We start from the raw sequence: 25,783 nt of genomic DNA, 5'->3' as shown, positions 1-25,783 counted from the left end.
AAAACAGGAACCTGCGTACCCATGCTTCTCAATGTCATCGAACTCGGACCGGAAAATGGTGACCTGTCCCGTCCGCCCGTCGTATTCCTTCATGGGCTGTTTGGGCGCGCACGCAATTTTGGCTTTTTCCAACGGCGCATTGCCGCGACCCACCGCACGCTGGCGCTGGATCTGCGCAACCATGGAAAAAGCCCGCATGGGCCAATGGATTATCCCACCCTCGCCGCGGATGTGCATGAAACACTTGCGGCGCATAACGCCCTGCCCGCAACGGTAATCGGGCATTCAATGGGCGGCAAGACGGCCATGATGCTTGCCCTGCGGCACCCGGCTGCGGTCCATGCCCTGCTGGTTGCCGATATCGCGCCCGGTCAGGGCGGGTTTGCCCAGTCCGACCAGCTTGCCCGGAAACTGGCTGCACTGCCCTTGCCCGACTTCCTTGACCGTGCCGGTGCCGAAGCCTGGCTGGCGCAGGTCATTTCCGACAAACCTGTTCGTGACCTTATGCTCATGAACCTTGATCTGGGTGAAAAGCCGCGCTGGAACATTGGAATACACGAAATCGCCGCTTCCATGCCCGCGATCGTCGGATGGCCCACCATGGCACCGGGAACGCATTATGATGGTCCCACGCTATTCATTGCCGGGGGACGTTCACACTATATCCAGCCGGATAACTATCCCGTCATGCGACAGCTTTTTCCCCATTACCGGCTGGATGTCATCAAGGATGCCGGTCATTGGGTGCATGCGCAGGCGCCCGCGGCTTTTCTGGCGCTTGTGGAAACATTCCTGACCACCAGCCAACCCCTTCATCCATAGTAACCTCATGACTGCAAAATAGTCTGATCGTGAACAGTCCAATATGATGGGGAATTAGCGGAAGACTATTCCCCCATCAATCAACACGGACTGTCCTGTCATGTAATCTGAATCCGGCCCGGCAAGCCACGCGACAAAACTGGCGACGTCATCCGGCGTCTCTGCCCGGCCGAGCGTGATGCCACTGACATATTTGCGATAGGTCTCGCCCACTTCCGCGCCGGTTGCTTCGGCCATGCGCCTGTCTATATCCACCCACATATCCGTCCCGACCACACCGGGGCAATAGGCGTTTACGGTAATACCAAAGCTGGCAAGTTCCTTTGCCGCAGCCTGCGTCAGTCCCCTGACAGCGAACTTGGTTGCACAATAGACACCGAGAAACGCATACCCCTCATGCCCGGCTATTGAACAGGCATTGATTATCTTGCCCGTGCGGGACTGTTTCCTGAACGCCTGTGCCGCCGCCTGAATGCCCCATAACGTTCCGGCCACATTGATCTGGAAAATACGGTCCATGTCTTCGGGAGTTACATCCAGCAGGGCCTTGACCTGCGCCACTCCGGCATTATTGACCATGATGTCAACGCCGCCCAACTGGTCCAGAGCCTGATCGACAACCGAAAAAACCTGTTCGCGCACGCTGATATCGGCATTCAGCGTAATTGCCTTGCGACCAAGCGCTTCCACTTCCGCGCGCACCCCGGCCAGACGCTCCGGGTTGAGGTCCACCAGAGCCAGATCCGCCCCCTCCCGCGCCAGGCGCAGCGCGATACCGCGCCCGATCCCCTGTGCGGCACCCGTAACGACGGCGACTTTCCCAACGAGAGACATGAATGATCATCTTTCTTTTCAAACCCATGCCACATGATGCGGCGGGATGCCTGAAAAACGTTCTGCATATGGGGAAAGTTCGGGGAACTGCATTATTTATAGTTGTATATTTACTTTTATAATTATCATTACTTTGCATACTCACAAGTAGTGACTAAACATTTCCAATCCGGAAGAGATGCCCGGACGACTGCGGCACTCATTTTTCAAATAACATCTCAAAAAGCAATGTTGACAGCCGTGCTGAGCACCACCGCATCCTTGAAAACCGTTGTTCCACCTACATGATTGACATACTGGAAATCCGGCTTGATCGACAGCCCATCGAGAATGTGAACGCCGTAATAGGCCTCGTAAATCGCCTCGTGCCCCTGAATACCATACGGCACGCCAAAATTGGCGCCGGGCAGGGGAAGGCCGTGGCTGGCCGCAAGTTCCTGTGACAGGATGGCGGAGTGGCTGAAACGCGACCATAGAAAAGCTATGCCCACACTATCAAGCGGGCGATGCCACAGCGCCCCGGTATCCATCAGGACGGCAACAAGTGTATGATTGATCTGTGATGTCTGGCCGGAAGCATAAGCGTAATATCCACCAAGAACAAGACCGTTGAGCTCACCTGAGCCCCGGCGGACCAGCATCTGGTCAGCTATGACCCATACCGAGGTCTGGCCGCTCTGCTTACGCGGGCTCAACCCGCTTATGACCCATGGATTTCCATTTATGTCCTCATAAAGATCATTATAGCGCGAATTGTCATACATCCCCCCAAGTTTGTAATGACCGACAAGGTGGTTACGGCCGAATGCGGGCAACCAGCCGATTTCAACCTGGGTGGATAATTTGCCCAGCCCGTCCTGCCCCCATGACCAGCCGGAAATGCCGCCGTTATAGGGATGCGGTGAAACGGCGAACAGACCGCCCATGACATACACCTCCTTCACCGGCATGAGACGCAGGACAGTGCCGATATTACCCGAAGGCCATCCGCGCGCGCCGGTAAGGTACTTGGTCGGCGCCTCCCCGCCGCATAGCCACACGTTCATGTAATTGCAGACCCATGGAGAGTTCTGGAAAAACACGCCGGTCGGAATCCAGCCAACCGACAGGTCAACCTTGTGGTCAAGCCACGCCTTCTCGAAATAGGCCCAGACAAGATGCGCGACAACATTGCCACGACTACCGTAAATCTGCTGGACCTGATTATCGTTATCGCCGTAAATCCGGCTCAGGTTACGGCCATTCCCGTTGACCACCAGCATATGGAGCCATAAGTCCCGGGCCCATGCGCCGGCGGGGTGCAGGAGTTTGTCCCAATCGACATCAAGCGTGGAACCGACCTGACCGGTGGCCGTGTAATCCTGTTTCCTGCCGCCCGCCACATTGCCCGCGATATCTTCATACACGTCAAAGGCAAAATACAGTCCGCGCTTCTGGAGCCATGGCTGGATCCCCCCCCAGTCTCCCAGCATATGGGTCGTGCCGAAGGGGGGACCGAATGATGGCGGGCCATAGGGTGCGTTCAGAAAGCTCGGGATCGCTTCATAAGTTGGGGTCGTGGGTTGCGTCTCGGCATACGGGGTGGGGTTGGACACCTGGGGGGGGCCACTTGGCTGGCTTTTTTCCCCCAGAATGTTGCGCAGCCACTGGGGCAGTTGAAGCCCCTGCGATGTCTGTGCCGGAGGTGACTGCGTATCCGCGCTACTGGCCGCCCGCGCCGGACCACCGGACAGGGTCATGAAACCAAGAAAACCCGCCATGCAGCATCGCAGCAGTACAGACCGGACACGGCATGTATTCATGATTACGGAAAAGTATCGACAGACAGAAAACGGAATTACCGATTCATGAGGAACGCGCATGCCCTAAACCTCACGTAAATGAATATCGTGAATCCAAAAGCAGAACCAGTTCTCGGGGACGGGACGCATTGCGCCCGGCACGGATGGACAACACGGCACCAGCATTGCCCGACCCGCCCCGCCCCTGTGGCGGTTAAGGCTGGAACATCGGGAATGTGGCGGTTTTTAATGGAATGTCTGTGGGTCTTTTTTGCCTTGATCGTGAATTATTTTATTATTTCTTGAACCACGAATGAAGACAGCCTGTTACTTTCACAAAGTCTTCCGGACAGGGAAACGCCTGACTGGCGCATGACCCGATCGGGCGAGGGAGCCGTTAAAGGAAACGGCTTTTTTCCGCATATAGTCCGGCACAGAGAACCTCTTTCTATTTGAAAAGAAAATTCGTGACCATAATAACGGGCTTTCCCTGCCACAGGTTGCTCTACGCCTTGGGGATATTTATAGGGCTTCAATACCCGCTGGCCCTGAAAAAAGCAGGAATATGGCGCTTTTCTTGCCTCTATCCGGTTTACCATCATCCATGGACGCGAATACGTGATCTCCGCACCCTTCATCCGTTACGTGGTGCCCCACCGCATGCGGACCAGCGCAAGCTTGCTCCTGTGGCGTGGCCTTGCGATCGCGCCACTTACAGGCCGATTTTTCCCGCGGGCGTGTCGATAACAAGGTCAAGCAGTTCGATATAGCCCCGCGTACTGCGCGGGTCGCGATGGCGGACATGGCGGCGGATTTCCTCCTCCCGCACATCGGCCAGATACGCTTCGGTAATGAAGCCCGAACGCAGCCCATGCGGGGTAAGGCGCGTCAGGACATCGGCAGGCAGGCCGGCCATGACACCCCGGCGATGCAGGATCTGGCGCACGGCATCGGGATGAAGCGCCTTTTCGCGGATCCGGCCATTCGCATCCACCTTGCGAAACAGCGGCCCCGCGCCACGCCGGGCCACCGCCTGCCAGGCCGCCAGCGCCCGGACCGGGCAGGTCTGCGCCTGCTGTCCATGGGCAAGGCCGATCATCGCCCCCTCCCCGGTCTGGTCGGTCTTGCTTGCGCGGATGTGCAGCCTTACGCCCGTTTCAGTGGGCGTAATATCCTCCACATGCAGGCCCACCAGTTCGGAGCGGCGCAGGGCGGCGGCAAAACCGACCAGCAGCAGCGCCCGGTCACGGCGGCCACGGGGCGTCAGGTCGCAGGTCGCCAGCAACTGCCCAAGCAGGTTCCGGCGCACCGCCACCGGCTTGCTGACCGGACGGCGTTGCGTACGCAATACGCCCTGTAATGGCCCCTGAATATCCCGATGCCCCGGATTCCATGGCAGGTCCCCAAAGCGATGGGCCTTGCCTATGGCCGCCAGCCTGCGGCGGATGGTGGCAGGCGCGAAATCTTCGGCCAGACTGGCAAGATAGGCCCCCACCACCCGGGGTTCCGCCGGCAGGGGGCAGAACCCGGTTCTGTCGCACCAGTTCTGGAAATGCGCCCAGTCGGCGCGATAGGCGCGCAGGGTCGCGGGGGCTGTGGCGCGCTGGGCGAAATCGGTCGCGGCCTCCAGTGCCGCAACCCCGGCCGGGGTTAGCGGCCCGCGCACTTCTCCCCCCACAGGCGGAATGCCCGCACCCCCGGTCAGCCGGGGCAAGGGAGGAGGCGGATCGGAAGACATGGACACCACGATGGCAGGCGGCATGCCGGAACTCAAGCCCCTCCCGTAAGGCAGCTACGGGAGCACTCGCACCCTATTTAACCGAAAGATAGCGAATACCGCGCTTGTCCGCTTCGTCATACGCTTCCTCATATCCCGCATCGGCATAGCGCATGACGCCAAGGCTGGTATCATTGGTCAGGGTTTTTTGCAGCCGTTCGTCCGCCTGCGCCGAACCATCCGCGATTACGGTTATGCCGGAACTGGTCATATAACCGGCATATCCACCGCCGCCGGAATGGATCGCGACAAGATCGGCCTGCGATGAGCAGGCCAGCATGGCGTTGAGCAAAGGCCAGTCGGCAATGGCGTCCGAGCCATCCTTCATGTTCTCGGTCATGATATTGGGATGCGCCATGGCGCCAGCATCCAGATGGTCGCGCGTAAAGGCCACGGGGCCGGACAGAACACCGTCACGCACCATCCGGTTCACGGCAAGCCCGACCATGGTGCGGGATTCATGACCGATCCATGCAATGCGCGCGGGCAGTCCTTCAAAGGGAATGTACTGGCGCGCCAGGGTGATCCAGTTGACGACGGAGGCATCCCGCGCGAATGTTTCGAGCAGGTAATCATCTATCTTGCGGATGTCTTCCGGATCGTTGGAAAGGGCGATCCAGCGGAACGGGCCAATGGCGCGGGCAAAAAGCGGGCGCAGATAGGCTTCGGTGAAGATGGGAATGTCGAACGCGTCGCTGACCCCGGCTTTATGCGCCTGCGTGCGGATGAGATTGCCATTATCGAAAACGACCGATCCGTTCCTGCGGAAGTCCAGCATGGCGCGCACATGGTGGACAATGGACTGCGATGACAGCGCCATCAGGCGTTGCGGATCGTCACGGCGAAGCTGTTCCACCTCATCAAGGCTGATCCCGGCGGGAATATAGCCGTACACCAGGTCATGGGCCGAAGTCTGGTCCGTCACGATGTCGGGCGCGATACCGCGCGCCAGAATTTGGGGGAAGATTTCGGCAGCGTTTCCCGTAAGCCCGATAGAACAGGCCTCCCCCCGGGCCTGCGCGGCCCCGACCATGGCCAGCGCCTCATCCAGCGTATCGGCCCGGTGCTGGAGATAGCCGGACTGGATGCGTTTTTCGATCCGTTCGGGATTGATCTCGACACACAGGATCACGGCTCCGGCCAGCCTTCCGGCCAGCGGCTGCGCCCCCCCCATGCCCCCCAGCCCCGATGTCAGGATCAGGCGGCCGGCAAGGCTGCTGTCAAAATGCTGTTCGGCAATGCGGCGGAAAATTTCATAGGTGCCCTGAATGACACCCTGTGAGCCGATATACTGCCAGTCCCCCGCCGTAAGGCCGCCCCAGCAGATCAGGCCCATCTTTTCCAGCCGGTAGAATTCCTCCGCCTTCGCCCACTGGCCGATCATGTTGCAGTTCGCCATGATGATGATGGGCGCGCCCGCATGCGTCCTGACCACCCCGATCGGCTTGCCGGACTGCACGATCAGCGTTTCATCATCCGCCATGGTCTTCAGTGTCGAGACGATGGCGTCATGCGCGGGCCAGTTGCGCGCGGCGCGCCCCAATGCCGCGTAAACGACCAGATTGTCCGGGTCCTCGCCCACGCTCAGCACGTTTTCCAGCAGGCGCAGCAGCCCTTCCTGTCGCCAGCCACGACAGCGCAGCGTGTTGCCCGATGTGACTTCAAAACGTCGCGGCATCATGAGTCCTGTTTCCTTCCGGCTATGGCGTAGGATGCAAGTTCGATACCCAGCGCGCGTTCAACCGGCGGATAGACCGCCGGGTCAACGACACTGGAAGAAAGGGGAAACTTCGTTTTCTCGACATGGAGCACAAGAATGTCCATGCCCTCTTCCACTTCACCCACACTCAGCGGGTAGCCGCTGGGGGCAAGGGTGGTGATGACATCGGGAAAGGATGCAAGGCGCTGCCCGTCCGGTGTCTCCACGGCCATGTATTCGTTCATGACATGCAGCACCACGGCGGACGAACCGGACCCGACCGTTATGGTCCCGATATCAAAGGCTTCATCGGTATAACGCACATTCTTCGCGCTGACACGCCCCTGCGCCATGATACAGCCGTCGAGTTCGCGCACGATGGCGTCAATCACGGCGTGCCCGTTTTTCCTTTCCGCCTCCAGCACGACTTCCCCCAGCTTCAGTGCCCGTGAAATGCCACCGGCGGCGGCATGGGCGCGGACATAGGACGCTGGCAAGGGGTTACGGCAGGAGGCGATAAAACCACCCGACATATCGGACGCCGTACGCAAGATGGGCGAGATACGGGCCGTGGCCCCTTTCGCCACCATCTCGATATAGGCGTGGTTCGCCCGGTTGCCGCCCACCACCGCCTGGATCATGGGCAGGGGGGAATTGGCCATGCCGATCGAGCCCATGTCGCCCGTGGGGTGGGCGCGCATGTCGCCCACGGCGTCAACTACCTTGGTGCCCAGAATGGCGCCCGGCAGCCAGGCGTTGAGGGTGCTGGACTTGCCGTTCTGCCCGATCATGAGACCATAGATCGGCGCCCCCAGTTCCTTTTGCACCAGCCGCACGGCATTGACGTAATCGACGCCCAGCATTTCCCACTGCGTGGTGCTGGCGGGCGCGCCGATGGCGGCCGCCGTGGCGATGATGGCGTCATCCGCGATTTCATCCATGCCGACCAGTTCGGGCTGGCCGGCATTGACGGCGGCGGTTCCCAGCATGCGGCCATGTTCGACCCATCCGCCCCCGCCACAGGCAAAAATCGAACCGCCGCGAATGGCGGCTTCGACATCTCTGGCTACAAGTATTCTACCCACAGTCGGACCTCATGAAGTAAAGGACGGGTTGTTTTCGTATGCATTCAGGTCGCGGCGTCCGCCGCCATGATCGCGTCGGCCAGCACGCGCGTGCCGTTGGCGGCGTCGTGCGCCGTGATCCATTCATCCGGGTCATGGCTGCGGCCATCGCGGCAGGGAATGAAAACCATGGCGCTGGGCGCCACGCGCGCAAGGAACGCCGCATCATGCCCCGCCCCCGAAACCATGCGGCGCGATGACAGGCCCAGCGCGCCCGCCGCCGTTTCCAGAAAGTCGGCAAGGAGCGGGCTACAGGCAACGGGGGGGGAGTCGGACTGGATTTCAAAGCGCGCCAGTGTCACGTCACAGGCCGCGGCCTGCGCGGCGGCGACGGCGCGAAGCTGGGCCAGCAGGCGTTCACAGGCATCGCGTTCACTCACGCGGATGTCGATCACCAGCCGGGCCTGACGCGGGATGACATTGGACGCATTGGGCAGCACCTCCACAATGCCGCATGTCGCCGTGACATGCCCCCTGCCCGCCCGCGCCGCATCACGCCCCAGATGCGAGACGGCGGTAATCAGCCCCGCCGCCGCAACCATGGCGTCACGTCGGCAGTCCATGGGGGTCGTGCCGGCATGATCCGCGCGCCCCGAAAAAATGACCTCGATGCGGGTGACGCCCACAATGGCCTCGACAATGCCGACCTCCGTGCCCTCACGCTCCAGCACGATGCCCTGCTCGATATGCAGTTCCATGAAGGCCGCGATGTCATGGCGTTGCGCATGGGACAGGCGGGACGCATCGCCGCCCATGCGGTTTATGGCATCGGCCAGGGTTTCGCCCCATGGCGCGCGCAGGGCGAGATGCCGGGGTGTCAGGCTGTCCGTCATGCCGCGACTGCCAATGCACGACAGGCCGAAATCGCTCGGCTCTTCGGCCAGGAAATCGGTTACTTCGAAATGATGCGCCAGCGTGACGCCGCCATCACGCATCGCGCGCGCGATTTCCAGCCCTGCCAGCACGCCCAGTATGCCATCGAACCTGCCGCCGCCGGGCACGGTATCGGAATGCGAGCCGGTCATGATCGTACGTGCGTCGGGCGATACGGCGCTGCGGCGTCCGATCAGGTTGCCCGCCGCATCGATCCGGCATGACAGGCCCGCCTGCTGGAAACGGTGCCGCAACCAGCCGCGCCCATCCAGAAAACGCGCGGAAAAGGAGCGGCGGGTATAAGGCTGGTCGGGATCGGTCATCGTCCCAAGTTCCATGAGATCGGCCCATAGCCGCTCGGGCTGGATATGCGATGAAAGGGTGGACATGTTCATGCGCCGCACCCTTCGGGGGTTACGAACCGCCCCGTGCCCGGCGGGGCCAGAACCTGCGCGCCATCGAATATGCGCTGGCCACGCAGGTAGGTGGCCGCGATGCGCCAGTCCAGCGTCCGGCCCTCATAGGGGCTCCAGGTGGCGAAGGCGTTGCCGCTGGCCCGTGGGTCGTAGGTCCAGCTTTCCGCCCGGGCGACCGTGATGTCCGCATCACGCCCGATGGCGATGCCCCCCTTGCGGCAGGACAGGCGGAACAGGCGCGCCGGGTTTTCCGCCAGCAGCCGTGCCGCGAGGCTGGCCGAAAGCCCCCGGCGTGACAGTTCGGTCAGGAAAAGCGGGTAAAGGATTTCAAGCGACGGCGCGCCGGATGCATTTTCCAGCATGTTCGGGCTGGTCTTGCGTCCCTCGCTCCAAGAGACATGGTCCGTTGAAACCACGCTCACGTTCCCGGCCACCAGATGCGCCCATATGCCCTCGACCTCCCGCCGGGGGCGGATGGGCGGGTTGATCTTGGCCTTGCCACCCAGGCGCGCGACGTCGTGTTCCTCATCCAGCGTCAGGTAGTGGATGCAGGCCTCGATGGTGGTGTCGAAGCCCTGGCGGCGGTATGCGGCACAGAGTTCGTAGCCCCGAATGATGGACGCATGCACCACATGGGCCGAGCAGCCGGTCGCCGCCGCGATTTCGTAAATTTCAGCCGTGGCCAGCGCCTCGGACAACGGGGGACGGGACAGGCCATGGGCGCGCCAGTCGGTCACGCCGGATTCCGCCACGCGGCGGATATGGGCGCGCACCATCGCGTCATGTTCGTTATGCACGCCCGCGACCAGGCCGCAGCGGGCGACGGCGCTGAAACATTCGGCCAGAAGATCGGCCGGAATGCGTGGGAAACGCTCGGGATCGGTGCCGAAAGTGGAAAATTTGAAGGCGCATGCCCCCGCCGCCGCCATATCGGCAATATGGACCGGCCCATCGGCGGGCGCGATGGTGCCCCACAGGGCAAAATCCACGCGCGCCTGCTCGGCGGCCTCCCGCGCCTTCAGCCGCAGGCGCTCGGCGGTACAGACCAGAAAGCCATCGTCATAAGGCATGTCGGCAATGGTGGTGACGCCCCCCGCCGCGGCGGATCGGGTGGTCCAGATGAAATCTTCCTGCCCCTTCTGGGAGCGGGAATGGACCTGCGCGTCAATCCCGCCGGGAAGAAGCAGGGCCTCGCCATGGTTTTCCGTTTTCGTGGCCTGTGGGGGCGTCCCCTGCCCAAAGCGGGAAATGCGCCCGTGATCGACCGCGATCCAGCCATCGCGCAGTATTCCCGCGCAGGTCACGACCGCCCCGGTCAGGACAAGTTCATGCATTTTCATGCTCCCGTAAGATGCTGTCAGACCCGAACAGGAGGCTGGACGGGCCGGATATTGCGGTTTCGCCGGTGAACAGGACATCACGCGCGGCGTCAAAAACAGTGCAGAGCGGGATGTGATCGTTGACCGGTTCGATGCACGTGGCCAGCCGGGCGTACAGATGCCCCGCCATACCGTGCAGCACGCTTTCATTGCCCGACAGGTGCACCGCCTGAAAGGCGGTGACGGCTTCCTGCGCAACCAGCCGGTGCAGCAGGTTGACCTGCAGCTCAAGCGCGCGCCCCGCCATGGGAAGGTAGGAGGCTTCATCCTCCACCCCGTTGGCGACGGGCACCTGGTACAGTGAAGCCGGTGCGGCTTCCCGCAGGATGCGGGTGCCCAGATCAACCGCCAGCTTCGTCGCCGCGCCGAATGCGATGTCATATCCCACATGCAGGGTAAGGTTGCGCGGCAGGCCGGACAGGTCGTCGCGGCACAGGGTCAGGATGCGCCCCATGGAACCGCGCGCGTAATGCGCGACCGCCTGCAGCAGCATCTGCACATCCAGCGTCAGTTCCAGCAGCAGCGACCCACCGGATGTCAGGATCTCGCCCCCGACCAGAAGCGGATTGTCATCACAGTGGTTGAAGGCATGGTGCAACGCCGTCTCCACCCGCAGCAGGGCTGCGAGAAGCGCCCCCCCGGTCTGTGGCAGGCAACGGAAGCATAACGGGTCGTGGATATGCCCACGCGAAACCCAGGCATCACCCCGCATCGCCTGCGCAACGAACGCGGCCACGCGCCTTTCAGCCATCGTGCCGTTGCCAAGTGCTGCCTGCCAGGGCGCGCGGAACGCGCCAAATCCCGCGCAGGACAGACCATACACCCCCAGGCTGACCGGCAATGTACGCCGCAGTTCAGTCACCGAAAGGGCGACCGTGGCGACCGACAGCGCATTGCTGGACAGGACGGTCATGATGTCCTTCGGCCCCGGAACAAGCGGGGACAGCCCGTGGCGACGCAGCATGGCCATGGCGGGCTGCGGCGCATCATGCCCCGGTACCATGACATCCCCATCACCCAGCAGGGCCTTGCCTATATGCGACATCAGCCCGACATCGGCGCACCCGATCGAACCATAAATGCGCACGACCGGCGTAATCCGGGCATTGAGCAGATCCCGCAGGGCACGCGCCAGCGCGGGGGACGCGCCCGTCTGGCCGCTTAACAGCCCATTGAGCCGGATGGCCATGGCCGCCCTGACCTCACGCACGTCAAATGCCGGACCGGACCCCAGCGCATGCGAACGCAGCAGCCGCCGGGCATAGGCCGTCGGGTCGTCCGTAGGGATGTCGCAGTCCTTAAAGGCCCCGACCATGCTGGTGGTGCCATAGACCTCGCTTCCTTCCGCCAGCAGCGACAGCAGGGTGGCATGGCTGGCCGCCATGCGCTTCATCCCTTCGGCCGAAAGGGTTACACAGGCACCATCGGCTATTCTGGCGATCTGTGTCAGGCACAGGTCATGTCCCGTCAGAACAACATCCGTGGTGTGCTTCATCATGCCGTCTCCCCGTGCGGATAGTGTCGCATTTATAGTGTCGCCGGTCATATGCTTATCCCTGCGCAAGCTATGCCTTCGGCTGCACTGTACGCGCCGGGCCAAAATATCCTGCACTTACGGCAAGCGCCGCCAGTGCCGGGAGCGCCGTGAACGTGACATAGAAAGCAGGGGCCAGAAGCATGTGCTGCCGCGCCCCGAGCATGCTCAGGAATGCAGGGGCAAAACCGCCAAAAACCACCATCGCGGCGTTGTACCCGATCGCGATGCCACTGGCGCGGACAGGGCGCGGAAAAAGGCTTGCGATACCCAGCGGCGCCACACCTACATAAAGGGCGACCAGCGCGCATAACCCGGTCTCGACCCCCACCATCGCCAGCAGGCCCGGATGGGCGGGCAGCGCGGAGGTCAGCAGCACGGGCACGACCGCCAGCGCCAGCGCGCTACCGGACAGCATGCGCCATGCCCCGACCCGGTCCGCCAGCAGGCCTGCCAGCAGCGACCCACCGACAAGGGCGACGTTCCCGGTCATGAAGGCGACGTAACTGGCATGGGCCGAAACACCGAAAGAACCCTGCATGTAAAGCGGGAAATAGATGATCAGGCTGTACGGCGCCGTCGCCCACAGGATGGACATGCACAAGGCGAGGAAAACGTTTTTCCGGTACGTGGTGAACAGTTCGCGCAAAATGGCGGTATCGGGCGTGTTGCGGGCCGCTGGCATATCGGCGGGCATCGCCCCGCGCAAATAGAGCCCGACGGGGATGATGGCCAGCCCGATCGCGAACGGCACGCGCCAGCCCCACGCCCCCAGTTGCGCCTGTGTCAGCACGGCGGTCAGCACGGCCGCGACCCCCGCGCCAAGGATATTGGAAAGCCCCATCGTGGCCTGCAGGAACGACCCCGCCAGCCCGCGCCGGTGACGCGGCGCCTGTTCATTGAGAAAGGCCGTGGCGCTGCCGATTTCGCCCCCCGCGCAGATCCCCTGCAACAGCCGCGCGCAGCACAGCACCACGATGGACAGCCGACCGATGCGGGCATAGGGCGGGTCGAGAAGGATCAGGGCAGCCCCCACCCCCATGAGAACGCATGTAAGCGACAGGGCCTTCCTGCGTCCGTGCCGGTCCGCATACAGCCCCAGCATGAATGCGCCCATGGGGCGGGCCACCGTGCCCAGGCCAAAAACCAGCAGGCTTTGCGCCAGTTGGGAAAAACCATCGGCGGAGCGGAAAACCGCTTCCCCGATATAGCGGGCGAACAGGGCGTAAACCGTAAAATCGTACCATTCCAGAAGGTTGCCGATGGAGGCCGCCATAATCAGGTTACGATGTCGCATGGGGGGCGTCTGCACGGCGCTTGTCCTTCATCACATGGTATTTCCACCCGCCCCGGTCGCGCCACGGGGCAGGCAGGCGGCCGGATGGATCAGAAATTGGTGCTGATCGTACCAAAGAACTGCCGTGGCGCGCCCATCAGGAAGTAATTGTAGCCCGCCGTGAATGTATTCCCCAGTTCATTGGTCGTTGCGACATATGTCTTGTTGAACAGGTTATAGACATTGAAGCTGGCGTTGATGCCCTTGAGGAACTTGTAGTCCCCGAAGTTGTAATGCATGCCGAAATTGGCCAGGAAGTAGCCAGGCACATGGGCATCGTTCGTATAGGTCAACTGGCGGCTGGATATGTAGTTACCATCCAGGTTCGCCTTGAAGTGATGCCAGGAATAGGAAATGCTGCCCTTGTACATGAACGTGGGATAGTTCGGTATGAGCTTGCCGCGTGTGGGCTCGATACCATTCGTGGTCACGACATTCTGGTCATAGGTGGAATGGGCGTAGGAAAAGGAGTTATAGATCGACAGGCCATCTGTCGGGCGCACGGTAAAGCTGGCTTCCGCGCCATTGGTGGTCACACCGCCGACATTGCTGATCGCGGTCTGCGGGTTGATCCCGTGATTGGAGGTGATGAGCTGCAGGCGGTTGGAGAAGTTGACGCGATAGAGCGAGACCAGCCCGCTGAGCATGGGTGTGGTGTAGCGGTAACCCAGTTCGTAAACCCAGTCCTTTTCCGGGCGTAGCTGGTTCTTGGTGGACTGGAACGCGCTCTGGGTTTCCGTCCATGGGGTGGCGGAGACGTTGGTGGTGAAGCCATCTTCGGGGTAGGTGCGCATGTTCTTCGACACATCGAAGAACAGTTCATGATGCGGCAGGAAGCGCCATGCGGCGGAGACCTGCGGCAGGAAGGCGTCCGCCGCCGTCAGGTTGCCCTGCGCGATCAGCCCCCCGTTCGCCGCGACATTCTGGGTCGGCACGGTATTGCCCGCCGAGACGATCATGGATTTGAAACCCGCGTTGATCTTCAGGTTTTTCATGACCTGAAACGTGTCCTGCAGGTGGAATGTAAAGGTATTGCTATGGAAGATTTCCTGCCATGGCGTGGCGAATACGTTGGAGGGGTACCCATCCGTCGGGTTGCCCAGCGTTCCCTGCCCCAGAAGCGGCGCTTCGGCAAAGGAGCGCCCCTCGGTAAACCGGCCATATTCATACCAGACGCCGGCATTGATCTTGTGCCGGGCGATGCCATAGGTCACGGCGGAAAGGAAACCACCACGCTGGATGCCCGGATCCTGCACGCGCTGCGACAGGGGCGCGCCGTTGGGCGAAGGCATATAGGGCGTGGTCCATGTGCTGTAGCCACTGTCCCCATGGCCATAAACCGTCGTTTTCCAGTTCAGGTGCGATGACAGGTTTTCATCAAGCGTGATACCGCCAAAGTAATCCACGCGGTTGGCGGTGCCTGCGTAATAGGCGGCGTCATACGGGTCGTTGGATTTCTGGTACTGCGCGGGATAGATCCCCTGCGCCGCCTGATAGGCCGCGGTATAGTTCGGGTAATAGTTGGCGAGCTTGGGGCCGATCGTGCTCAGGTAGTTCTGGGTCATGTCCTGGTAATCGAACTGCTGGGTCGAACTCCAGTCAAAAAACGCCTTGATGGATGAGTCATTGGCCAGCGGCTGCACAATCTTGGCATTGACCTGATCGGAATAGTCATAGCCCCCACCCTTCCACAGGTTCATGTCCGTGCGGGCATAGGATGCGTAAAAGCGCGTGCCGCTGCTGTTCAGATCGCCGCTGTTGATACGGGCGAAGGTGCGGAATGTCTGGTTGCTGCCGAATGTCTGCTCCACCGTGCCGCCACGGGTATGGGAGGGATCGAGGGAATGGAACTGGATGGCGCCGCCAAGATTACTGTTGGACGCCACATCCACCGCGCCCGCGCCCTGCGACACATCGGCGCCCCCCACGTTGTCGGTCGTAATCGCGCGCGTGATGCTCAGGCCGTTATAGTTGTTGAACTGCTGGTCGCCCAACGGAATATCATCGAGCGTGAAACCGATCTGGTTCTGTGAAAAGCCACGCATGTACAGCGAGCTTGAATACTCATACGCCCCGAACGGGTCGGCCGACTGGTACACAATGCCCGGCAACTGGTTCAGCACCTTCATGGGGGAGGTGCCGGGCACGCTCTGTTCCATCATGGTCCGGGTCACGCTTGTCATCTGCCGGGTTGACCCATGGCCGAAAACCGAAATGGTCTCGCTTGCCTGATGCCTGAGAACACGCTGCGCCCGGGTGGCATGCGTCTTTGTTGTGTCAGGGGAATGGGTGGCATGTTCTGGTGGCGATGCATCGGCCGCCCATGCGTGATAGGGTGCGAATGCTGCTACGGTGGCCATAAGTGTCGAACGTGCCAGATTTTTCCGGAAGTCCATAGGTTTATATCCTTTTCCTGCACCCGGACCGAGTGGATATGGGCGTGAATGTTCCGAAGGGCGCCTGAACTATTCGTTCAGGCCGTACCGATAAATTCCGGCGCACAGAAAGCCGATGGCGCCAGCAACAAGAAGGGACGGGACAAACGAGCCGAAGTGATCGGCGATCATCCCGGTCAGGGCGGGCGCAAGCGCGCCCCCAAGGGAGCCCCCTGTATTCTGAATTGATTCCATGGTCGCCACGCGGTCTTCAGTCACGATGACCGCCCCGAGCGCCCAGCCGCTGGTCATGGCGATCCCGCCGGAAAACAGCGCTACGCAGATCAGGGCGACGGACAGGCCCAGGGATGGGATGACCGCGGCCATTACGGTCGCGACGGAAGCGCAGACCAGCCCCCAGACAAGGGGCGTGCGGCAGGCGATGACGGGTGATGCACCCCGGCGGCCCAGCCAGTCGGTCAGGAAACCACCCAGCACGCTGCCAAGGAAACCGAACAGTTGCGGCAACGCGGATAACAGCGCCGCCTGCCGCAACGTCAGATGATGGACCTTCTGCAGGTATGCCGGCAGCCACGCGCCATATAGCCAGGTAATATAGATGACCCCGACGAAACCCGTGGCCAGCACCCATGTCGAACGCTGTTTCAGCAGGTAGGCCAGATGGGTGCGCGTAGGGGGCCGCCGCGTGGCGCGCACCACCACCTGCTCCGGATCGCGATACACCGCCAGCCAGACGAATGCCAGCAGCAGGCTGGCGCAGCCCACGGTGATGAACATGTCCCGCCAGCCCCACACACTCATGATGGCCAGCAGCAGCGGCGGGGCAATGGCAGGCCCCAGGGTGGAGGACGCATTGAACAGCCCGATGGGGCCGCCGCGTTCCTCCGGCCGGAACCAGCGCGTGATCACCCCTGTCCCGGCAAGGAAAAGCGGCGCTTCCCCCGCGCCCAGCAGCGCGCGGCATGCAAAGAAAGCCCACACGCCCGAAACCAGGCCAAAAGCGATCTGGGCCAGCGACCAGATGACCAGGCTGACCCCCAGCACGACGCGCCCGCCCCAGCGGTCGGACAGGAGACCCGCCGGAACCTGGAACACCAGATAGGACCATGCGAACGCCGAAAGCATCCACCCCATCTGCGTATCGGAAAAGTGCATGTCGGCCACAATCGCCATGTTGCCGACCGATAGCGCGGAGCGGTCGATATAGCTTATGCCGCCCGCCAGGACCAGCAGCGCCACAACCCCGCGACGCCGCCACGGACTGGTGACGCGGTAGATGGAGGTCAGGCTGTTCATGCCGCATTCGCGTGCGCCGGGCGCGACCGGGTGGTGACCGCGCGGGGGCGCTGCGACTGTATTTCCATGATGCTGCGCCTGAGCCGGTCGATGCTCGCCATATCGGCATGGCTGGCTTTCCAGACCAGCCGGGTTGTCATGCGGTAGCGCCGTGGCAGGGGAATGGCGCGCACATTGGCCGCATGGAACGATCCCGCCGGAAGCAGCGCGCAGCAGGTACCATCGATGACAAGCCGCAGCAGAAGCGACAGGGACTGCGTTTCAACGATGCCTGCCGGTGTGATCCCCTCGTTTTCAAGAAACATATCGGTCAGGCGGCGCAGGCCGGTGCCGAACCCCGGCACGGCGAGGACATGGCCACCCATGATGGTGGGCAGCGACATGGCGGCTGATTCCGTACTGTTCATGGGCAGCACGAGAAACAGGTTCTGCGTTTCGACATCGACGGACTGGAAATGCGATGGCAGGTCAACCAGGTCGCACAGTCCCACATCATAATCCGCATTGACCAGACCGGCGATGATGGTGGGGGCCGCGGTGGTGGAAATGGACAGGGGGGGCGTAAAGCGCTTTTCGCGCCAGTAACGCACCAGCGTGGCCAGAAGGATGGTCAGCGAACTGTCCGGGCTCGATGGCATCATCGCCGCCAGGTGCAGCGCCCGGGTCTGAAGGAAATAGCTGATGTTTTCATCCTTCATGATCCGGCGGTACATCCTGTCTATGGACTGGCACCCCTGAATGAGCAGCCGCGCGGACGCGGTGGGCTGCACCCCGCAGGTGGAGCGGACCAGCAAGGATGACCCGACAATGCTTTCCAGTTTATGAAGCTGCCGCGTAACCGTGGGCTGGGTCAGCAATAACCTGCGCGCGGCCCCCGCAATGCTGCCCACGTCGCACACGGTCAGGAAGTGACCGATCATGCGCAGGCTCAGGTTGGAGCGCATGATGCGTTGCAGGCTCTCATCCGACAGGCCGGGAAGCGTGACGCGCCGGCCGGAATAAAGATCCAGCGCCAGCCGGGGCGTGCGCACTGTTTTGCCTGAAAGCAGATCGGCGCACCAGTGCAGCAGCATGACGGAAGACCGATAGAGGTTCTGCCCATAGGCGGTGGTAATGCCGGTATGGTTCCGGCGGCGCACGCCGCGCGTAATAAGCGGGGCCGCCATGGCGTGTTCCAGCGCGGACACGGCGTGGCTGATGGTGGACTGGCTGACATTCAGGACGGATGCGGCATCATGGGTTGATTTATGGTCAACCAGCGAGACGAAATAGATTAACGCGGACAGTTCCATTTCTTCTCCCTCATGCTTCTCGTGGATTACGGGCGGCTCGATAACGCAGGTTGCATGTTATAAGAAAAATATACACAAATCATTCCGTAATTTTCTTATAAATCACACATATTGAGACTTATATGAAAACACTAACAATTTTAGTAAAATTTCTCCCGTGTGGTTTCCCGGCTTCATGACCCTTGTGTTCAGCAGTTTTTAGCCATTTTCACGATATAGCAGGAAGTTGCTAACCCGCAACAAATACGCACAAAAAGGTATATGAAAAGCAGAATAAGGTATAACGCCCCACACGATCACAGGGGATCAGGCGCGAAAACAGTTCTGAAATCGTAACATCTTACCCCAACCCCACCCGCGACCGGACAGGGGAACCGGACCCGTTTTTTTCAGGATGTCGGCAGGGATGAATACAGGGAACCGGGCGGGTACATATCCACCCGCCCACATCACAGGGCACGATGGCGCAGCGCATGCGGGCGCGCCATAGGGGGAAGAGGAACACCATCCCCCTCCGCGTCCTTCAGCCTTATCGGGGCGGGAACACTACACCATAAAAAAACAGGGCCATGCCCGCATACGGGGTCAGGTCATTTCATAGAATGTACCGGCCTTCAGGCTCGCCTCGATTTTCTCCAGCGAGTGACCGCGCGTTTCGGGCACGTATCGCCATACAAACACCAGAGCGACAAGATTGATGGCGGCGTACATCCAGAACGTTCCCGCCGCCCCCAGCGCCTGCACCAGAGACAGGGTCGTAAGTGAAATCAGCAGGTCCGCCGACCAGTGCGTCGCGGCCACAAGGCTCATGCCCTTGCTACGGCACGACAGCGGATAAACCTCGGCCCCCACCAGCCAGACCGCCACCGACAGGCTCCCCACGTTAAAGACCGCGTAGCACACGACCGCTATCGCCGTGATCCATGTATCGAGCCCGCTGGTCGAGCCGATGGCGAACATCAGGCCCAGCACCATAAGCGAGATGACGGCTCCGGGGATCAGCCGCAGCAGCAGACTGCGCCGCCCCCATGCATCCACCGCCCAGCTCCCGAACGCGGTGGACAGGACCATCGCCACACCAATGGCGATGGATGTCAGCAATGCCGAGTTCTGGCCAAATCCCACCCCGGCGAAAATGGTTGGCGCATAATACAGTACGGCGTTGATGCCGGTAATCTGGCAGAACAGCGCCACCCCCACCGACGCCACGACAGCCGGGCGCACCCATGGCTGCAACAGCGCGGACCATGGGGCCTGCTCATCATGCATGGCGATGATGGTGTCGAGTTCCGTGCGCGCCGCCGCCGGGTCGCGCCGCAGGCGACGCAGCACTTCAAACGCCCCTTCCAGATTGCCCTTCATGGCCAGCCAGCGCGGGCTGCGTGGCAGCAGCGACATGCCGACGAACAGGATGACCGCCGGCACCACCCCCAGGCCGAACATGAGCCGCCAGGTCTGGTTGCGGCACAGGTACCCCGCAATGAAGGAGACCAGAATGCCAAACACCACCGCAAGCTGGAACAGCACGACCATCTGCCCGCGTGTCTCACGCGGGGCGATTTCCGCGATATAGACAGGCACGATCTGTGAACACATCCCCACAGCCAGCCCAAGGATGAACCGCGCGAAGACCAGCAGCTCCACCGATGGGGAAAGGGAGGCGACCAGCGTGCCGATAATGAAGACCAGGGCCGCGAACATGATCATGTACCGCCGCCCCAGCCTGTCCGACAGGGGGGCCGCCACAAGACAGCCCCCCAGCGCACCGGCCACGATGGCCGATGTCACGATCTGCTGGCCCAGCGTCTCCAGTGCGAAATCGCGCGTGATCTGCAACAGGGCGGCGGATATGATCCCGGTATCATACCCGAACAGCAGGCCGCCCGTCGCGGCGACCGCCGCGATCAGGTTTACAATGCCGGAACCCGAAGCCGTCTGCCTGTCATGCGCCATTTCTCTGCATTCTTTCAGCTTGCCGCTCTGGCTTATTTCAGGGGGATGCGCACCACCAGCCATGGCCGTTCCTGCAGGTCGCGCCCGTTATGGAACACGGGCAGACGCCCCCACTGCCCCACGGTCAGCCACAGGGCGTCATCTTTCAGGGCAAGGCCGTCGGGGGCGATCAGGCGGGGGTCATGCGCCACGACGGACAGGTGCCCATCCGCCGTACGGCGCAACACGGCATGGCGTTCAATATCGGTCAGGTACAGGGTGTTGTCCGGCCCGGTCGCCATGCCGTCCACGACCGCGTCTTCCCCCTCGTCACGCACGGACTGTTCCAGTTGCGTGGGGGACACGGCCGCATCGGCCAGCATGGCGGTTGGCGCGCTGTACAACCGGCGGCCCGAAAGGGGCTGCCAGTAGAGCCTGTCCGAATCCGTACTCAGCGTCACGCCATCTATTCCCCCCTGCCCCATGACCGGGTGCGCCATGTCATAGCGCAGCATCTGCCCGTCAAGTTCCATGGCAAAACCCGGCTCGGCACGGGTCGAGGGGACGTTTTCCAGCACACGGCGCGCGTAACCCGTTGCAATATCAACAACAATAATGGCCGGATGGTCCATAAGCGACGTATCGCTCACATATGCCGTACCCTGCGCGCCATGTGTCATGTCCACGCGCACGTCATTGACATGGCTGTCCGGGCGCGTGGCGCCGCTGCCCAGTGGAATGGTCGCCACAATATGGCCGGTATGCCCGTCCAGCCCGATCAGGGCGGGGGTGGGCGGCTCCTTCTGCCCCGCGACGGTTCCTTCATCAATAATCCATAACCGGCCTGTCGCATCCACTGTCATGCCAAGGGGGGAGATGAACCGCGCCTGTGTCGCCGCATCGGGAAAAGGCAGGGCCCTGCCCTCATGCAGCAGGGCCACGCGCGGTCCCTTGTGGTCGGCGGCGCTGCGGGGAAAGGAGAGGATGATCCGCCCGTCATGCAGGACTGCGATACCCGATGGCTGCATGTCCGAAAAGCGGGCCATGACCGCGATGTTGCCGCTCGGCGCGGCCCCGTGGTCCACACTATCCGCCGCGAATGCGTTCGCGCACGCCAGCACCGCCAGTGCGGCGGCGCCCCAGACGCGGTGATGGAAGATCGTGTGCAACAAGCCTTTTTTCATAACTGTCCATCCATTTTCCTGTTCCTGCCTGATTTGTGACCCGATGGTACGAAACTGGCCACCAGTTTTTTCATGCGCGGCAGGGACTGCGGCAGGGACTCAGGCCGGACAGGTCTCCATCGCGCCCCGAATGGCGGGGTAGAGCGCACGGTAACGCGCCAGCGTGGCGGCATAGGCCGCGCCAAGCTCCGGGTCGGGATCCAGTGTTTCCTCGCGCCGCTGCGGCTGGCAGACGCTCTCCACCGTCTCCCCCGTTACGGCGATGCGCGCAAGGCGGGCCGCGCCAAACGCCCCGCCCTGCTCCCCATGGGCCAGCCGGTGCAGCGACAGCCCCGTGACACTGGCCAGAATGGACACCCAGACACGACTGTTGGAACCGCCGCCGATTACATCCGCCCCGGTCAGGATGGAGCCTGCCTCGGCCAGCACATCCACAATGTCCCGGAACGAGAACGCGACCCCTTCCAGCACCGCCTGCGTCATGTCGGCACGGGTGGCGCCATGCGACAGGCCGGCAAAAACCCCACGGATCGTGCCGTCATTATGCGGTGTGCGCTCACCCGAAAGGTAGGGCAGGAAAATGACAGGCGAAGGCCGTGCAATCCGTTCCGGCAGTTCCGCCAGCAGCGCCTGCTCGCTCATGCCGGTCGTCCGCGCCCACCATGCGAGGGCGGAGGCAGCGGAAAGCGTTACCCCCATCTGATGCCACATTCCGGGCACGGCGTGACAGAATGCGTGGATGCCCCCCTGCGGATGCGGGCGGAAGCGATCCGTCGTCACCCACAGTACCCCCGAAGTTCCCAGCGAAAGGAAGGACGACCCGGCCCCGACCGCACCCAGCCCCACCGCACCGGCGGCGTTATCCCCGGCACTTCCCGCCAGGACCGGACGCGCCGCCATGCCCCACCGCCCGGCCAGGGCGGTATGGAGCGTGCCCGCGCGCGCCGTCCCCTCCACCAGCGCGGGCATGGCGTCACGGGTAAGTTCCGTTGCCGCCAGCGCCGCATCCGACCACTGCCGTCCCCCCACATCAAGCCACAGGGAGCCGGAGGCGTCGGACATGTCCTCGATCATTTCGCCCGTCATACGGTAGCGCAGCCACGCCTTGGGCAGGAGAACATGGTGGGTGGCGCGGAAAACATCCGGCTCGTTCTGCGCCACCCATATCAGCTTGGGGGCGGTGAAACCCGGCATGGCCATGTTGCCACAGACCTGCCTGCTTTGGGGAAACCTGTGTTCAAACACATGGCACTGCGCGGCGGCGCGCACGTCGTTCCACAGGATGCAGGGACGCAGCACATCCCCATTCCGCCCCAGCAGGACCGCGCCATGCTGCTGACCGGACAGGCCGATGCCCCTGACCGCCGCCATTTCACGCGGGTGGGCATGGGCAAGGGCGTCCATCGCGGCCAGCAGGCCGGTCCACCAGTCCTGCGGCGCCTGCTCGTTCCAGCCGGGATGCGGGGAACTGACACGTAATGGATAGGCGTGGCTACCGACAACCTGCTGGCTGTCATCCACCAGAACGGCTTTCAGGGCCGAAGTGCCCAGATCGATTCCGACAAACATTATTATTCCCATGCCATGACTGGTGTTCCAGTCCGGCCTTTTCTGTTTTGCCGCGTCTTTGGAAATACGGGTGAATACACAGGCGCCGGTACTGGACAGGCATGCCGTGCGTATTTTTGGGTAAGTAACAGGCGGTAAAAGCGAAACCCGCTCTCAACAACACTACATGACCATATGATCATCATTTACACTAAATTTGCTTTTATTTCTTTCACGATTACTTATGCACCCCCCGATGATGAAGGGCATGAAATCCCAACAGTTAAGGGGAGAGGCCGCTGCGCCCCTCCCCTTTCGTTGCGGGTGTCGTGAATGGAGCCTGCCCCGCCTGTCAGGGTGTTTTTACAAGGTCGGGGCTTTTGATGAAGTCGGCAACAAGCGTGTTGACCTTGCTGGCGGCTTCCAGTTGCGGCATATGCCCGATGTCGGGCAGGATGTGCCGCACAATACGTGCGGGCAGGCCATCCGCCCCGGTGACGGGCAGGATTTCATCTTCGTGACCCCATATCAGGGTTATGGGCAGATCGGCGGCCTCCACGACCGGGCGCAGGTCATCCCCCTGCCTGCCATTGGGAAAGCACGCGGCCGAGATGGTGCGCAGGGCCGCCTCCGCCCCGTCAAGGCGTTTGTAACGCAACACATCATCCGCCATGCGCCGCCCGATGAGGGATTTGTCATGTACCAGATATTTCAGGACATCCTGCAACGTACGCACACGGTCGGCCTCGATAAAGCCGTTGATGAATTCCATGTTGATCTGCGCCCCCAGCCCGGCCGGGGCGATGAGCGTAAGCGAGGCCACGCTCTGCGGCGCCATCTGCGCCAGTGTCAGCGCGATGCCGCCCCCCAGCGAATGACCGAGAACATGCACGCGCCCCAGCTTGAGATGGGCCAGCAACTGTGCCGTGACCTCCGCGAAGAAAGCCAGCGTGCCCGGCCCGACATCCTTGGATGAACCACCATGCCCCGGCAGGTCGAAGGCGATGACGCGCCGCCCCTGTGCCAGTGCGGCGTGGTTGAGCATCCAGTTCTTCAGGTCGCCGCCAAAGCCGTGAATGAGCACGAGAGGCGTCTCCTCCCCCGTGCCCCGGTCATGCACGCGCAGGGTATGACTGCCCACCGTCACCATGACCGGCTCATCCACCGGGGCGTCCGTGCCCGCCTCGCCCGCGGTGGCGGCGAAATCCGCCTGGAAACGGCTGATGAACGCATCAATGTCCGCATCGCTGACCGCCGCATCCGCGACCACGCCGATCAGTGCACCGACGGGCAGCGTCTCACCATTCGCCGCGACCTGCCGGCGCAGCCTGCCGGTCACGGGGCTTTCGAAGGTATTGGTGATCTTGCTGGTCTCGATATCAACCAGTTCATCGCCGGTCTTTATGTCCGTATCCGGCGCGACCATCCAGCCGGCAATCTTGCCTTCCGTCATGGCCAGGCCGAATTTGGGCATGGTAATGGGGGTGATGTCCTGGGCCATGTCAGACTTTCTCCACAACACGATGGTTCATGGTGGCGGTGACCGCCGCCTCGATCTTTTCCACACTGGGCAGGTAAAGCGTTTCCAGAACCGTGGCGAACGGCACCGGCGTATGGGGGGGCACCACGCGGCGGATGGGCGCGCGCAGCGTATCGAACGCTTCTTCCGCCACCAGGGCCGCGACATCGGTCGCCATGTTGCAGCGCGGGCTTGATTCGTCAACAATGACCAGCCTGCCGGTATCCGCCACGCATTCCAGTATCGTTTCCCGGTCGAGCGGCGATGTGGTGCGCGGGTCGATGACCGTACAGCTTATCCCCTTCCTGTCCAGCCGGTCAGCCGCCTGGTTGGCAAGCCCGACCATGCGGCCGAAGGCGACGATGGTGACATCGTTGCCCTCGCGCGTCAGGTTCGCCTCCCCCAGCGGGATGGTATAGGCCTCGTCGGGCACCTCCTCCTCGTCATCATACATCACCTTGTTTTCAAGGAAGATGACGGGATCGTCGTCACGGATGGCTGAAATCAGCAGGCCCTTGGCTTCATAGGGGGAGGAAGGCACGACAACCTTCAGCCCCGGAATATGGGTGAACAGCGGATACAGCGCCTGGCTATGCTGGGCGGCGGCGTTGAATCCCGCGCCGTACATGGCGCGGATGACCAGCGGCGTGCGCGCCTTGCCGCCGAACATGTACCGGAACTTCGCGGCCTGGTTCATGATCTGGTCAAGGCAGGAGCCGACAAAATCGACAAACATCAGTTCCGCCACCGGGCGCAGGCCCGTCACCGCCGCACCGGCGGCAGCGCCGATATAGGAGGCTTCGGTAATGGGGGTGTCGAGGACGCGGGTATCGCCAAATTCCTCCAGCAGTCCCTTGGTCACGCCCAGAACGCCGCCCCATGCATCCGTTATGCCCGCCGATCCACCACGGCCACCGGCCACGTCCTCACCCATCAGGACCACGGTGGGATCGCGGCGCATTTCCTGGCGCAGGGCCTCGTTAATGGCCTGACGAAAGCTTTTCTTGCTCATTGTTCGCTTCTTTCGTTCCTGAAGGGATC

At 62.0% G+C, this 25,783-nt stretch carries 18 protein-coding genes; 1 reads left to right on the top strand and 17 read right to left on the bottom strand.

Annotated features, from left to right (window positions below):
* Window positions 1–21 precede the first annotated feature (21 nt).
* The gene (locus LDL28_RS14020; protein WP_233059112.1) at window positions 22–822 is read left to right on the top strand and encodes an alpha/beta fold hydrolase; all 801 of its coding nucleotides are present in this window, start codon (window positions 22–24) and stop codon (window positions 820–822) included.
* 54 nt (window positions 823–876) lie between these two features.
* Here the strand turns inward: LDL28_RS14020 and LDL28_RS14015 are convergent, their stop codons facing one another.
* The 17 genes from LDL28_RS14015 to LDL28_RS13935 all read right to left on the bottom strand — a co-directional run bounded on the left by LDL28_RS14015 (window position 877) and on the right by LDL28_RS13935 (window position 25,754).
* A complete protein-coding gene (locus LDL28_RS14015; protein ID WP_233059111.1) occupies window positions 877–1,656 on the bottom strand; it encodes an acetoin reductase in 780 nt (259 codons plus the stop codon).
* Between the two features lie 218 nt (window positions 1,657–1,874).
* On the bottom strand, window positions 1,875–3,416 hold the full coding sequence (locus LDL28_RS14010; protein ID WP_233059110.1) for a carbohydrate porin: 1,542 nt from the start codon (window positions 3,414–3,416) through the stop codon (window positions 1,875–1,877).
* Window positions 3,417–4,149: 733 nt separating this feature from the next.
* Window positions 4,150–5,199, bottom strand: coding sequence for a site-specific integrase (locus LDL28_RS14005; RefSeq protein ID WP_233059109.1), 1,050 nt, complete (start codon window positions 5,197–5,199; stop codon window positions 4,150–4,152).
* Between the two features lie 49 nt (window positions 5,200–5,248).
* Entirely contained in the window at window positions 5,249–6,895 is a 1,647-nt protein-coding gene (locus tag LDL28_RS14000) for a urocanate hydratase (protein WP_233059108.1), read from the bottom strand.
* Window positions 6,892–7,998: a DUF917 family protein gene (locus LDL28_RS13995; protein WP_233059107.1), complete on the bottom strand. Its 1,107-nt coding sequence runs from the start codon at window positions 7,996–7,998 to the stop codon at window positions 6,892–6,894. The genes LDL28_RS14000 and LDL28_RS13995 overlap by 4 nt, the downstream gene beginning before the upstream one ends.
* Before the next feature lie 44 nt (window positions 7,999–8,042).
* Window positions 8,043–9,305, bottom strand: coding sequence for a Zn-dependent hydrolase (locus LDL28_RS13990; RefSeq protein WP_233059106.1), 1,263 nt, complete (start codon window positions 9,303–9,305; stop codon window positions 8,043–8,045).
* On the bottom strand, window positions 9,302–10,660 hold the full coding sequence (locus LDL28_RS13985) for a dihydroorotase family protein (RefSeq protein WP_233059105.1): 1,359 nt from the start codon (window positions 10,658–10,660) through the stop codon (window positions 9,302–9,304). Before LDL28_RS13985 ends, LDL28_RS13990 begins: the two co-directional genes overlap by 4 nt.
* On the bottom strand, window positions 10,653–12,203 hold the full coding sequence (locus tag LDL28_RS13980) for an aromatic amino acid lyase (RefSeq protein WP_233059104.1): 1,551 nt from the start codon (window positions 12,201–12,203) through the stop codon (window positions 10,653–10,655). The genes LDL28_RS13985 and LDL28_RS13980 overlap by 8 nt, the downstream gene beginning before the upstream one ends.
* A gap of 67 nt (window positions 12,204–12,270) precedes the next feature.
* On the bottom strand, window positions 12,271–13,551 hold the full coding sequence (locus LDL28_RS13975) for an MFS transporter (RefSeq protein ID WP_233059103.1): 1,281 nt from the start codon (window positions 13,549–13,551) through the stop codon (window positions 12,271–12,273).
* Window positions 13,552–13,625: 74 nt separating this feature from the next.
* Window positions 13,626–15,971 (bottom strand): TonB-dependent receptor, encoded by a 2,346-nt coding sequence (locus LDL28_RS13970; protein WP_233059102.1) that lies wholly within the window; start codon window positions 15,969–15,971, stop codon window positions 13,626–13,628.
* A gap of 69 nt (window positions 15,972–16,040) precedes the next feature.
* A complete protein-coding gene (locus tag LDL28_RS13965) occupies window positions 16,041–17,267 on the bottom strand; it encodes an MFS transporter (protein WP_233059101.1) in 1,227 nt (408 codons plus the stop codon).
* Window positions 17,264–18,559, bottom strand: a complete 1,296-nt coding sequence (locus tag LDL28_RS13960) for a LysR family transcriptional regulator (RefSeq protein ID WP_233059100.1) — start codon at window positions 18,557–18,559, stop codon at window positions 17,264–17,266. Before LDL28_RS13960 ends, LDL28_RS13965 begins: the two co-directional genes overlap by 4 nt.
* A 585-nt stretch (window positions 18,560–19,144) precedes the next feature.
* Window positions 19,145–20,512 carry a sugar porter family MFS transporter gene (locus tag LDL28_RS13955; protein WP_233059315.1) on the bottom strand — a complete coding sequence of 456 codons (1,368 nt, stop codon included), beginning with the start codon at window positions 20,510–20,512 and terminating at the stop codon, window positions 19,145–19,147.
* A 32-nt stretch (window positions 20,513–20,544) separates the two neighbouring features.
* On the bottom strand, window positions 20,545–21,675 hold the full coding sequence (locus LDL28_RS13950) for a major royal jelly family protein (protein WP_233059099.1): 1,131 nt from the start codon (window positions 21,673–21,675) through the stop codon (window positions 20,545–20,547).
* A gap of 99 nt (window positions 21,676–21,774) precedes the next feature.
* On the bottom strand, window positions 21,775–23,244 hold the full coding sequence (gene xylB, locus LDL28_RS13945; protein WP_233059098.1) for a xylulokinase: 1,470 nt from the start codon (window positions 23,242–23,244) through the stop codon (window positions 21,775–21,777).
* Window positions 23,245–23,575: 331 nt separating this feature from the next.
* Window positions 23,576–24,724, bottom strand: a complete 1,149-nt coding sequence (locus LDL28_RS13940) for an acetoin dehydrogenase dihydrolipoyllysine-residue acetyltransferase subunit (RefSeq protein ID WP_233059097.1) — start codon at window positions 24,722–24,724, stop codon at window positions 23,576–23,578.
* Window position 24,725: 1 nt separating this feature from the next.
* Window positions 24,726–25,754 carry an alpha-ketoacid dehydrogenase subunit beta gene (locus LDL28_RS13935; RefSeq protein ID WP_183480715.1) on the bottom strand — a complete coding sequence of 343 codons (1,029 nt, stop codon included), beginning with the start codon at window positions 25,752–25,754 and terminating at the stop codon, window positions 24,726–24,728.
* Window positions 25,755–25,783 lie beyond the last annotated feature (29 nt).

Origin of the sequence: Komagataeibacter sp. FNDCR2 (assembly GCF_021295395.1) — a bacterium.
Lineage (GTDB): Bacteria > Pseudomonadota > Alphaproteobacteria > Acetobacterales > Acetobacteraceae > Komagataeibacter.
This window is presented reverse-complemented; position numbering and strand designations above follow the sequence as displayed.